The sequence below is a fragment of the Uliginosibacterium sangjuense genome (genome assembly GCF_059132465.1).
This window is the reverse complement of record NZ_CP101132.1, coordinates 2244972-2257461: the sequence shown is the minus strand read 5'-3', so window position 1 is coordinate 2257461 and position 12490 is coordinate 2244972. Positions and strand designations below refer to the sequence as shown.

Genomic DNA, 12490 nt, shown 5'->3' with positions numbered 1-12490 from the left:
CCATGGCCGGCCTTTCTGCATATACCGGCCTCATGGGCTCGGGTAAGTCTTACGAGGTGGTGGCAAATGTCATCGTGCCCGCGCTCATGGAAGGGCGCCGCGTTGTGACCAATGTCAGCGGCCTCCAGCTCGATGCCATCAAGGCTTACGCCGAAGAAAAAGGCGCCGACCTGGAGAAGTTTGGCGAGCTGGTCACGGTCGATAATGACCGCGTTTCTGAGCCAGGTTTTGTGCCGACTGAAGAAGCGCCCGAAGCCATCGTTAAAGGTGGCGATTTGGTCGTGCTGGATGAGGTGTGGCGCTGGTACGCGACCGGCTGCCGGCTTCCTGGCGATCACATGCACTTTTTGCGCATGCATCGTCACTACACGCACCCCGAAACCGGTCGCACCTGTGATGTCGTGCTGATCTGCCAGCAAATCGACGACCTACAGCGCAAGGTGCGCGGCGTGGTCGAAAAGACCTTCGTGATGACCAAGCACAAGGCGCTGGGTCTGCATAAGCGCTACGTGGTCAACATTTACGCCGGATCGCGTGTCACGAAGCAGCGCCTCCTCAACACGATCCAAAACACCTATGACCCTAAGGTGTTCGCGCTCTACAAAAGCCACAGCCAAAGCAGCGCGGCTCAGGCTGTTGAGCAGGACGCCGACAAGCGCGGCAACCTCCTTAGCGGCTGGTTTTTCCGTATCGGGTTACCTCTCGGCGCTGTCGTGTTCGGCCTGGCTGTCTGGTACGTCTATGGCTATTTCCATCCCGACGCGGCAAAGCAGCCCCAGCAAGCCGCCAAATCGGCCGTAGGCGCTGCGCAGCCTGTCGGCCAGCCTGCACCCTCAGTCTCCCCCGAAAAAGCCCGCCCTTCCCTGTCTAGCCGCTGGCGCGTGGTCGGGCATTACTCCGTGCCGGCTGGCCTGCGTGTCCTGGTGCAGGACGCCACCGGAACCCGCCGCCTCCTGGTTGATCCGCCGACCTACAAACTGAGCGCGGCCGGCGTTGAGGTTCAGCTACCCGAGGGCGACTTCGCCGCCCCCTTTTCGGGCGACTTTGGCCCGCGTGGTTTTGATGTGCCGAAGGTGCCGCGATGATGCGTTTGCTGCTGGTTCTGCTTATGGTGGCGTCCGCCTCTGCGGCGCCTGTCTCCGTCGAGTTTGACGGCGTGACGGTCGGCGCTTTGCTGCCTGTCGTGTATGGCGATGTCATCCCGCAAAGCTACGTCATAGACAATGGCCTACCGTTGCAGGCGAAGGTCTCCCTCAGTCTGCGCAACGTCACGCCCGCCGTTGTCGAACGGGAAACCGTTGAAGTGCTGCGCACGGTGGGGATTGAGCCCTACAAGGTTGGCGGTGTTGTTCGCTTCCGGCTGATCGACAAGACAGCCGAAAAGCAGCTCTACACCTACGCGCCGCGCTTCCGGTCGGTCGATACTCTTCTTTCGGTTGTCTCGCCGTTTTTCCCTGCGGATGCCTTCGGCGGTCGTTCCGGTGCCGGCGTGGTGCAGGACATCGGCGCCCGCCTCGATGGCCCAACCAGCTCCAGCTCTGAGCACTTAAACCGAGGCATCAATGCCAGCATGCGCCGCGATGCAGATGTCATTGTGTTCAGGGGCACGCCTGCCGACTGGTCGCGCCTGCAAAGCCTGCTGCGCACGCTCGATGCCGACGTCCATCAGGTGCTTGTCACTGGCTCGATTTACGAGGTCCAGACCGGCAACCGCAACGGTTCGGCCGTGGATCTGCTGTGGTCGATCCTGGGCGGCAAGATCTCGATCTCGATCAACGGCGACGCCAAGGCAGGTGACGCCATCACCATCAAGACCGGCGACAACTTCCAGGCCGTGCTGTCAGCCCTGGCTTCGGACAGTCGTTTCCGCGTCCTGGCGTCGCCCCGTGTGCGTGTCGTTACCGGCAAAACTGCCCGGTTCTCCGTCGGCTCTGAGGTGCCCACGATTGGCCAGGTCAGCTATGACCAGACCGGCCGGCCAATCCAGTCTGTGACCTACCGGCCGGCTGGCGTCATTTTCGACATTACCCCGCAGGTTTTTACCGATCGTGTCGAGCTGGCGATTGGTCAGCAGCTCTCCGAGTTCGTGGCTACGACCAATGGTGTCAATAACAGTCCGACGCTGATTAAGCGCGAGCTGCAAACCGCCGTCTCTGTGGCCGACGATGAGGCCGTTATCGTCGCCGGCCTGGATCAGACCCGCGAAACCTCGGGCAGTAGTGGCCTGTCGTTCCTGCCCTCGTTCATGCGCTCCAGGAGCGATGACGACAGCAAAACGGAAATCCTGGTCTTGCTCAAAGCTGAGCGGCTCGGCACCCGCGCACCGCAGCGGAGCGAGGAGCGCAAGGGGGGCGAGCTGTGAAGCAGAAGGATGACCGGATGACCTTGGAGCTGCCTGGCTTCGCTCGCCCACCTGGTCGGCCTCGCCTGCCCACTACAAAGCCAGGCAAGCAGCGCACAGCAGAATGGCGCCAGCGTCGAGAGCAGCAGGAGGTTGATCGTGCCGTGCGCCTGGTCGAGCTGACCGATGTGCAGCTCGCCCGCTACAGCGTCCATTTGGACGGCCAGGAGGCCCGCGATTGCTGGCTAGAGCTTGGCCGTCGCATGGGTTGGCGCTAGTCCCCTGCCAAACCCGTAGAACCCGTTTAAGCGCGCAGCCGCCAGCCCGAGAGGGTGGCGGGGTTTCTGCACGCGTGTCGCCACGATCAGGCGCGCGCAGGCGCGGCCGCACGGGGACCCGCCCGCAGGGTGGGGAGAGCGGCGCACCTGATTCGCTGCCCGAGCGTCACACCGTGGGGGGGTGGGGTTTGGGGTCCGGGTCCTATGTAACACCCGGACTTAGTCTCATGGGTGAGACTTTTCCCCCTAATTTCGGTGATCTTCTGGCATAACGGGGGATTATCGGCATATATAGTGTGCCGCGGCGGGAGCCCTCCAAGCCTCGATCGCGGGCTGCTGGGGAGCCCGATAGGCCATCCGTGCTTCGTACCGGAGCCATCGGCGGCGAGATCTGCTGGCAGTCCGGCATCACGGGGAACTGCGTCACCCTGTATTAGCCGGTCGACCGTCATGCTTCCACGGCCACGGACCGCTGATATGTCCAGACCGTCGCGGCGAGGCTCAGCCGGCTGTGTGTCCCAGCAAGGCCATGAGGCCCGCTTCGTCCAGAACGGTCACGCCCAGCTCACGCGCCTTGTCCAGCTTGGAGCCCGCTTCCTCGCCGGCAACGACGTAGTGTGTTTTCTTGGACACCGAGCCGGCGACCTTGCCACCAGCGGCTTCGATCAAGGCTTTGGCCTGGTCGCGCGTGAGTGTGGGCAGCGTGCCGGTCAGCACGAAGGTCTGGTCGGCCAGGGGCGAAGCGGCGGCATTGTCGACCTGGCTTGGTGCGTCACGCAGGATGGCGTTGCGATACGCGTCCAGCGCAACCAGACGGGCGCGATTGGCGTCGTCCGCCAGCCACTGGGCCAGGGCTGAGCCGACATCCGCAGGCAGCCCGCGCGCCTGAGCCTCGGCTTCGGACAAGGTGCTCAGGGTGGCCAGATTGAGTCCCTGGTCTGCGAGTTGCTGTGCGCGGACGGGGGTCAGGCGTGGAATCTTCAGATGACCCAGCAAATCGGCGATACCCAGGCGCTGGACGAGACGGGCCGAGGGCAAGTGCTCGTCGGCGGGCTGCACCTGTGTGCTGATCAGCGCATCGAGCACGGCGCTGTTGTTCGGTTCGGAAAAGAATTCATGCAAGGAGTCAGCCACCACTGCGCCTATGTCGGGCAGGCAGGCGAATACCTCGCGTGGCGCGCGACGGATCCGCTCCAGCGTGCCCAGCCAGTCGGCCAGCACCTTGGCGGTGGATTCGCCGATGTGACGGATGCCCAGGGCGAACAGCAGGCGCGCCAGCGGTGGGTGCTTGCTGGCGGCAATGGCGTCGATCAGGTTCTCGGCCCACTTGGTGGCGATCTTGCCCTGCTGCACCGTCTCCGGGACGACGCCGTCGCGCTCGTCGGCGCGGCGCTTCATCTCCAGCAGGTCTTCGAGTTTGAGGCGGTACAGGTCGGCCGGGCTTTGCACGTAGCCGAATTCGACCAGGGACTCGATGTAGCGGTCGCCGAGGCCTTCGATGTCCATCATGCGGCGGCCGGCGAAATGGATCAGCGCCTGCACGCGCTGCGCCTTGCAGGCCAGGCCGCCGGTGCAGCGGGCGATGGCTTCGCCCTCCTCCCGCACCACATGGCTGCCGCAGACCGGGCATTGGCTGGGCATGATGAAGGCGCGCGCCTCGTCTGGCCTGCGCTCGGCCACCGCCATCACGACCTCGGGGATCACGTCGCCGGCACGACGCACGACCACCCAGTCGCCGATCATCAGGCCTTTGCGACGGACCTCGTCCTCGTTGTGCAGGGTCGCATTGGTCACCGTGACACCGCCGACGAATACGGGTGCCAGGCGCGCCACGGGGGTCAGCGCGCCGGTGCGGCCGACCTGGATCTCGATATCGAGCAGTTGGGTCAGTTCCTCCTGCGCCGGGTACTTGTGTGCCACGGCCCAGTGCGGCTCGCGATTGCGAAAGCCCAGTTCGCGCTGCAGGGCGAGACTGTTGACCTTGTAGACGATGCCGTCGATGTCGAAGGGCAGCGCAGGACGCAGCCGGGCAATCTGCTGATGGAAGGCCACTAGACCGGCGGCGCCCTGGCTCACGCAACGATGCTCGCAGACCGGGAGGCCGAATGTAGCCAGCGCGTCGACCAGTGCGAAGTGTGTGGCGGGCGCCTCATCCCAGCCGTACGTCTCTCCTACGCCATACGCGAAGAAGGAAAGCGGGCGCTGCGCCGCGATGGCCGGATCGAGCTGGCGCACCGCGCCGGCTGCGGTATTGCGCGGATTGATGAAGGTCTTCTCGCCCAGTTCGCGCTGGCGGGCGTTGAGGCGCTCGAAGTCGTCGCGCCGCATGTAGATCTCGCCGCGCACTTCAAGTACTGCTGGCGCCCTGCCCCGCAGCCTTAAGGGGATGCCGCCAATGGTACGGATGTTGTGGGTGACGTCTTCGCCGGTCTCACCGTCGCCGCGGGTGGCCGCCTGTACCAGCACGCCTTGCTCGTAGCGCAGGTTGATGGCCAGGCCGTCGAACTTCAGCTCGGCGGCATACTCGACGGGTGGAGCCTGCTCGTCGAACTCCAGTTTTCGGCGCACTCGCCCATCGAAGGCTATGGCGCCGTTGTCGGTGGTGTCGGTCTCAGTTTCGATGGACAGCATCGGTACGCGATGGCGTACCGGCAGCAGTTCCTTGAGCGGGGCTCCGCCCACGCGCTGGGTGGGTGAATCGGCCGTGCGCAACTCAGGCCGGGCTTGCTCCAGGGCCTGCAGTTCGCGAAACAGGCGGTCGTACTCGGCGTCCGGCACCAAGGGGGCGTCGAGCACGTAGTAGGCATGGGCGTAGCGGTGGAGCAACTCGCGCAGTTCGGCGGCACGCGCCGCATCGTCGGCCTGGGAAAACAGGTCCATCGCGCCGGCCGACTCAGGCGAACAGGCGGCGGGCGATCTCGCTGCCGGCCGGAATCGCCTGCCGCTCCATGTGCTGTTCGAATTGGCTGACCTGGGTACGGATCATCGCCAGGGAACGGTCGGACAGGGGGGCCCGATTGTCATCCACCACCTGTCCGCCCAGACCATCGGCCAGGTGCATGGCAAAGTCGATCATGCGGGCGAAAGTGCTATAGGGTTTGGGCGCGCGCGGCAGGTCCATGGCCAGGGTGATGCCATGGGTACTCAATTGACGCATCTGTTCGGCGGAAAACAGGGCCGCCTCCAGGTTGGACAGGGTGAACAGCGACAGCAGGGCTTCGTCCTGCGCATGGAAGCTGCCGTCGGCACGCAGGCTCATGCCGGCCGCCTCGGCCAGGCCACGGATCTTGGTGCCGGCAAAGGGGGTCTCGCGGGCGATCACGTTGACTGCGATCTGGATATCGACTTCCTGACAGAAGCGGTCGATCTCGGCGGCGCGCGCCATGACCTCGGCGCGCACCGGCAGTCGTGGTACGGCAAGGAACTGGTCGCACATGCGTTGCACCTGGTCGTAGAACCGCTCCAGCTCAGACTCGGAAATCGCGCCGCGCGCGTCGACCAGTTGCAGGCTCGCGCAAGCCCGGTTGAGGCTGCCATCGGTACGGGCGTCGAGCATGACCCAGCGGTTGCCGCTCTCGCTCCAGCCATACCAGCGCAAGGGCTTGGAAAGGTTGGCCAGCAGTGTCTGCTGGCCATTGAACAGCGCGGCGGCCGATACACCCGCGGGCGCTTCGATGACTACTGCGCAGTCGATCGCCTGCAATTCCCACGGCAGGCTGGGCTCAACGCCGCGCATGGTGGTCGCTTGGGTGGTCGAAGTGGGTTGTTCGCCCTCCTCCACCACGTCCAGCTCTTCCGCCAAGTCGCCCCGCCCAGGCAGCGAGGGCTCCATGCGCCCGCCCGGGGCCGGCGGAATCACCGGCTCGCTCTGCTCATCCAGCAACACGTCGCGGTGGGTGGAGCGGAACACCTGCTCGGCGTGCTTGCGCGCCTTGCGTTCCTGCCACACGTTGTAGATCACGATGGCCAGCACAAGCAGGGTGCCGAGGCCGATCAAACCGTACTGAAGCTCGTTTCCTTGCATGGAGGGGGGCATGCCTGATCAGGTTTGCTGCAAAAGATGAATGGCCCTTGCGGGTTGGGGCGAATATTGCCACAGACTGAAGGCCACGGCGGCGGCGCCCATGCGGTCAGGCCGCATCCGCCGTGGCGGCCGTTGTTTGCGCCATGCGCATGGCCTCGTCGATGTCGACCTCGACCACGCGCGAGACACCCTGTTCCTGCATGGTGACGCCCACGAGCTGCTGGCCCATCTCCATGGTGATCTTGCTGTGGCTGATGAAGACGAACTGGGTCACCGCCGACATGGCCTTGACCATGTCGCAGTAGCGCACGGTATTGGCGTCGTCGAGTGGCGCGTCCACCTCATCCAGCATGCAGAAAGGTGCCGGGTTGAGCTGGAACATCGCAAACACCAGGGCGATCGCGGTGAGCGCCTTCTCGCCGCCGGACAGCAGGTGGATGGAGGAATTCTTCTTGCCCGGTGGGCGGGCGACGATCTGCACGCCGGCGTCCAGGATTTCCTCTCCCGTGAGCACCAGCGCCGCCTCACCCCCACCGAAGAGACGCGGGAAGAGCTCGCCGAAGTGCTTATTGACCACGTTGTAGGTGGCCATCAGTTGCTCGCGCGTCTCGCGGTCGATGCGGCGGATGGCGTCCTCCAGCGTGTCGATGGCCCGCATTAGGTCGTCGTACTGCGTGTCGAGGAAGTGCTTGCGCTCGCTGGCGGCGGTCAGTTCGTTGAGTGCAGCGAGATTCACCGGCCCCAGTTCTTCGATCTCGCGGTTGATGCGCGAGACCTCGCGGGTCAGCGCGGTCTCGCGTACCTGGGCCAGTTCTTCCGGGCTGAACTGCCTGGGTTCGCCAGGCAGCTCGGTCAGACGTTCGCTGGCCTGCTGGTGCGCCAGCTCGGCCGCTTGATGGGCCAAACGCGCTTCGGCCAATTGATCGCGCAAGGGATGCTGGGCGTGTTCGGTGCGCAGGCGCTCTTCGTCCATGCCGCGGATGCGTTGTCCGAGCGCCTCGTGCGCTTCGCGGCGCTGAACCAGCGTGGCGTCGCGGGACTGGCGCAGGTCCAGCGCGGTACGCATGGCCAGCTGCAGACTGTCCTCGTCCAGCCCGTCGCGCTCGGCGATCAGTTGCGCGAGTTCGCTCTCGCCGCGCCCGATCTGCTCGCGCGTCAGGGCGTCATTGCGCTGGATCTCGTCCAGTTTGGCCTGGCATTCGCGTTGGGCGAAATCGGCCTCCTGGGCTGCTCGGGTCGCATGCTGGAGTTGCTCGCGTGCCCGCCGCAGGGCGTCATCCGCTTCCAGCAAGTCCATCTGGGCTTGCTCCAGGGCCGCCTGCAACTGCTCGCCCTGCTCGTCATGCACCGCGATCTCGCGTTCAGTGTCGGCGATCAGGCGCTGGTCGGCTTCGATGGCGGGCGCCAGCTCGTCCAGTTCGGTACGTAGCTTGGCGCTTTGCTGGCTGAAGCGAGTGTGCTGTTCCTGGCTGCGCAGCAATTGCATCTGCGCCGCGTGAGCCTGCTGCTGGGTGTCCGCCAGCGCACGCCGGGTTGTGCCGAGGCGTTCTTGCGCCTGCTGATAGGCGTTCTCGCAGTCTTGCACCTTCCCGTGCAGGTTTTCGGCCTGGGCTTCAAGCAAGTCCAGGCGCTCGCCCAGTTCGCTGATCTCCCGCTGCCGCTCGACCGCGCCGTGGGTACGCGCGTCCGGCGCGAAAAGGCTAAGTTCCTGCGCATCGAGCTGCACCCCGGCAGGCGTGACGAGGCGTACGCCCGCAGGCAGCTCAGCAGTGCCCAGCCAGGCGTCCAGGCTGTCGACCGCGTACACACCGGCCAGCCAGCGTTGCAGATGAGTCTGGAGTTCCGCTCGCTCGCTACTCACCTTGGCGAGCAAGGGGGCCGCATCGAACGCCGGCGACGCCGGTGCGGCGGCGCCGGCCTCGCGCAGCAGCACGACCGATGCGGGCGCCGGGTGCTGAAGCGCGGCTTGCGCGACGCCAGCGGGCAAGGGGCCCAGCGCGGCGATGCGTTCGCGCAACACCGCTTCCACGGCCAGCTCCCATCCGGCCTCCACCTTGAGGGATTGCCACAGCTCGACTTCGTTGTTCAGGCCGCAATGCTGACGCCAGCGCGCCATATCGCCCTGGTCGCGCAAGCGGTCCTGCAGCGCCTGCAAGGCGCCCAGGCGGGCGCGCGTCTCGGTGACCTGGCGGTTCGCCTCGCGTTCCGAGAACTGGGCTTCGCGCAGCACACCCTGGGTCTGACTGAGCTGTTCCTGTGTCTGGTGCAAGGCCTCTTCGAGTCCGGCCACCCGTGCCTGAAGCTCTTCGGCGCGCGCTTCATCCGCGCCCAGGTCGGGCAAGTCGTCCGGACGCAACTGCCCCAGTTCCGCTTCCAGTCGCTGGCGGCGCTGCAGATGAACGTCCAGGCTGCGCTGGGCGGCCTGCAGGCGGGTCGCTTCCACCTTGCCGCGCTGCTCGGCCAGGGCCAGTTCGCGCCGGAGTTGATCGAGGTGCGCTTGCGCCTGCTGGCGCTGCTGCTCGGCGGGGGCGACTCGCTCCTGCGCGGTGTCCAGGTTTTCCTGGGCCTGCGCGAGGCGCAGTTCGGCCTCATCCTGGCGCTGCACCCACAGCGAACGCGCGGCTTCGAGTTCAGCCGCGCGGGCCTGCCATTGCTGTTCGTTGCCACTCAATTGCAGGATCTGCTGGTCGAGGCGCGCACGCCGGTCGCGCAGATTGCGCAGCTCACCTTCGATGCGGGTGACTTCGGCCGCGATGGCATACACGTCGCCCTGCGCCGCACTGACCAGATCGCCCAGGCGGGTATGGTCTTCGCGCGCCATGGCAAGCTGGTTTTCAAGCTGGCGCAGGCTTTCGGAGCCGTGCTCCACCTGCTGGCCCAGGCTGGCGATGGCGGCCGTGCAGCGCTCGGCTTCGTGCCTGGCTTGTTCGCGCTTGAAGGTCCACAGCAGCGCTTGGCGGTCCAGCAGACTGCCGTGCAGTTCGTTGTAGCGTCGCGCCACCTCGGCCTGGCTGCCCAGGCGCTCGATCTGCTGGCCCAGCTCGGCCCGGATGTCCTCCACCCGTGCCAGGTTGTCGCGCGCGTCGGACAGGCGCCCTTCCGTTTCGCGGCGGCGCTCCTTGTACTTGGTGATGCCGGCGGCTTCTTCCAGGAAACCGCGCACGTCTTCGGGGCGGGCCTCGATGACGCGCGAGATCATGCCCTGCTCGATGATGGCGTAGGCGCGCGGGCCCAGGCCGGTGCCCAGGAACAGGTCGATCACGTCCTTGCGGCGCACGCGGACGTTGTTGATGAAATAGTCCGAGCCGCCCTCGCGGTCGACGATGCGCTTGACCGCAATCTCGGCGTATTGCGACCACTGGCCAGCCGCGCGACCCTCTGCGTTATCGAAGATCAGTTCGACGCTGGCCCGCGATACCGGTTTGCGCGTGGTCGAGCCATTGAAAATGACGTCCTGCATCGATTCGCCCCGCAGCGCGGAGGCGCGCGACTCGCCCAGCACCCAGCGCACGGCATCGATGAGGTTGGACTTGCCGCAACCATTGGGACCGACAATGCCGACCAACTGCCCCGGTGTGATAACCGTGGTGGGGTCGACAAAGGATTTGAAACCGGCGAGTTTGAGCTTCGAAAGACGCACGTTGGGCAGGACGGGGAAGAGTCGAAACGCAGGAGTCAGCCAGCAGGGCCACAGGCAAGGCGGGCTATAATACCACCCCGGTTTTCGGCGCCCGGCGCTGCGGAACCCCCGAATCAGCGTCATTGCCCATACCGAAGACTGTGAATCCCTACCTCAGCAGCCTCCAGCCCTACCCCTTCGAAAAGCTCCGCGCCTTGTTCGCCGGAGTGGAACCCGCCGCCAAGCCAGCGATCCGTCTGTCCATCGGGGAGCCGCAACATGAGACGCCGCGTTTCATCATGGAGGCGCTGGCCGGCTCATTGAAAGGACTGGCGGTCTATCCGACTACCGCCGGGCAGGACAGCCTGCGTCAGACACTGGTGGATTGGCTCAAGCGGCGCTACCAGTTGCCCGCGCTGGAGCTGGGCAACGTACTGCCGGTCAATGGTTCGCGCGAAGCCTTGTTTTCGTTTGCACAATGCATCCTCGACGCCACCAAGCCCGGCGCATTGGTGGCCTCACCCAATCCGTTCTACCAGATCTATGAAGGCGCCGCCTACCTTGCTGGTGCCCAGCCGGTATTCCTGAACCAGACCAGCGAGAACGGCTTCGGGCTGGACCTGGATGCGCTCAGTCCGGAGGAATGGTCGCGCGTGCAATTGCTGTATGTCTGCTCGCCCGGCAACCCGACCGGCCGCGTGCTGTCACTGGACGAGTGGAAGCAGCTTTTCGCGCTGGCCGATCAGCACGGTTTCGTGATTGCGGCCGACGAGTGCTACTCCGAGATCTATTTCGACGAAGCCAATCCCCCGATCGGTGCCCTGCAGGCTGCTCAGCAACTGGGTCGCAGCGACTTCGAGCGCATCGTGGTGTTCTCCAGCCTGTCCAAGCGCTCCAGCGTGCCGGGTCTGCGCTCCGGTTTCGTGGCGGGCGACGCGAAGATCCTGAAGCAGTTCCTGCTCTATCGCACCTACCACGGCTGCGCCATGAGCCTGCCGGTGCAGACGGCCAGCATCGCGGCCTGGAACGAAGAGGCGCACGTGATCGAGAACCGCCGCCTGTACCGCGAAAAGTTCGCTGCCGTGCAGCCCATTCTGTCCACGGTGCTGGATGCGCCGATGCCGGACGCGGGCTTTTATCTGTGGGTGCGCACGCCGGGTGACGATACGCAATTCGCACGCGATTTGCTCCAGCACACGAATGTCACCGTACTGCCCGGCCAGTATCTGGCCCGCGAAGCGCGGGGCGTGAATCCAGGCCAGAACCGCATCCGTATCGCCCTGGTGGCGGGCTTGGCCGAATGCGTCGAGGCCGCCGAGCGCATCGCCGCCTTCTGCCGCTGAACCCGAATAACCCATCGTCAAACCAAGGACCTCACCGATGTCTCAACATCCCTTGCAAGCCCTGATCGAAGAAGCCTTCGAACGTCGCGCCGAGATCAACCCCGGCAACGTGGACGCCAAGCTGGCGGCGGCAATCGACAGCGTCATCAACGAGCTGGATGCCGGCAGCCTGCGCGTGGCCGAGCGCATCGACGGCGAGTGGGTCACGCATCAGTGGCTCAAGAAGGCCGTGCTGTTGTACTTCCGCACGCATGACAACCAGATCATCGAGAGTGGCGATGTGCGCTACTTCGACAAGGTGCCGACCAAGTTCGCGGATTACAGCGAAGCGCAGTTCCGCGAAGGCGGTTTCCGGGTTGTGCCGTCTGCCGTCGCCCGCAAAGGCAGTTTCATCGGCAAGAACGTCGTGCTGATGCCGTCCTACGTCAATATCGGGGCGTATGTGGGCGAAGGCACGATGGTCGACACCTGGGCCACGGTGGGTTCCTGCGCGCAGATCGGCAAGAACGTTCACCTGTCCGGTGGCGTGGGCATCGGCGGCGTGCTGGAGCCGCTGCAGGCCAACCCGACTATCATCGGCGACAACTGCTTCATCGGAGCACGCTCGGAGGTAGTGGAAGGCGTCATCGTGGAAGACAATTGCGTCATCTCGATGGGCGTGTACATCGGCAAGAGCACCAAGATCTACGATCGCGCAACGGGCGAAGTGTTCTACGGTCGCGTGCCGGAAGGTTCGGTGGTAGTGTCGGGCAATCTGCCTTCCGCTGATGGCAAGTACTCGCTGTACTGCGCCGTGATCGTCAAGCGCGTGGATGCGCAGACCCGCGCCAAGACCTCGATCAACGAGTTGCTGCGCGACTGATTGGCAAGTGTGATCACGGGTGG

Annotated in this window: 7 protein-coding genes; 4 read left to right on the top strand and 3 right to left on the bottom strand. The window is 65.1% G+C overall.

Annotated features, from left to right (window positions below):
* The first annotated feature begins 2 nt into the window (after nt 1-2).
* On the top strand, nt 3-1085 hold the full coding sequence (locus tag NMB43_RS10450) for a zonular occludens toxin family protein (RefSeq protein ID WP_494348100.1): 1083 nt from the start codon (nt 3-5) through the stop codon (nt 1083-1085).
* Nucleotides 1082-2362: a type II secretion system protein GspD gene (locus tag NMB43_RS10445; RefSeq protein ID WP_494348099.1), complete on the top strand. Its 1281-nt coding sequence runs from the start codon at nt 1082-1084 to the stop codon at nt 2360-2362. The genes NMB43_RS10450 and NMB43_RS10445 overlap by 4 nt, the downstream gene beginning before the upstream one ends.
* Nucleotides 2363-3120: 758 nt before the next feature.
* Here NMB43_RS10445 and ligA read toward each other — a convergent pair.
* From ligA to smc, 3 genes are all read right to left on the bottom strand, one after another.
* Nucleotides 3121-5499, bottom strand: coding sequence for an NAD-dependent DNA ligase LigA (gene ligA / locus NMB43_RS10440; protein ID WP_494348098.1), 2379 nt, complete (start codon nt 5497-5499; stop codon nt 3121-3123).
* 13 nt (nt 5500-5512) lie between these two features.
* Nucleotides 5513-6643 (bottom strand): cell division protein ZipA, encoded by a 1131-nt coding sequence (locus tag NMB43_RS10435; protein WP_494348097.1) that lies wholly within the window; start codon nt 6641-6643, stop codon nt 5513-5515.
* A 106-nt stretch (nt 6644-6749) separates the two neighbouring features.
* On the bottom strand, nt 6750-10283 hold the full coding sequence (gene smc / locus NMB43_RS10430) for a chromosome segregation protein SMC (protein WP_494348096.1): 3534 nt from the start codon (nt 10281-10283) through the stop codon (nt 6750-6752).
* A gap of 140 nt (nt 10284-10423) precedes the next feature.
* Here smc and dapC point away from each other — a divergent pair, with 140 nt between their 5' ends.
* Both dapC and dapD read left to right on the top strand, forming a co-directional pair.
* Nucleotides 10424-11605: a succinyldiaminopimelate transaminase gene (dapC, locus tag NMB43_RS10425; protein WP_494352096.1), complete on the top strand. Its 1182-nt coding sequence runs from the start codon at nt 10424-10426 to the stop codon at nt 11603-11605.
* Nucleotides 11606-11642: 37 nt separating this feature from the next.
* Complete coding sequence (gene dapD / locus NMB43_RS10420) at nt 11643-12467, top strand: 2,3,4,5-tetrahydropyridine-2,6-dicarboxylate N-succinyltransferase (RefSeq protein WP_494352095.1); 825 nt, start codon at nt 11643-11645, stop codon at nt 12465-12467.
* Nucleotides 12468-12490: the final 23 nt, after the last annotated feature.

Excerpts from the sequence above, each read along its gene's own strand:
- dapD (WP_494352095.1), top strand. The coding sequence starts at position 11,643 with ATGTCTCAACATCCCTTGCAAGCCCTGATCGAAGAAGCCTTCGAACGT.
- NMB43_RS10450 (WP_494348100.1), top strand. The coding sequence starts at position 3 with ATGGCCGGCCTTTCTGCATATACCGGCCTCATGGGCTCGGGTAAGTCT.
- NMB43_RS10435 (WP_494348097.1), bottom strand. The coding sequence starts at position 6,643 with ATGCAAGGAAACGAGCTTCAGTACGGTTTGATCGGCCTCGGCACCCTG.
- ligA (WP_494348098.1), bottom strand. The coding sequence starts at position 5,499 with ATGGACCTGTTTTCCCAGGCCGACGATGCGGCGCGTGCCGCCGAACTG.
- NMB43_RS10445 (WP_494348099.1), top strand. The coding sequence starts at position 1,082 with ATGATGCGTTTGCTGCTGGTTCTGCTTATGGTGGCGTCCGCCTCTGCG.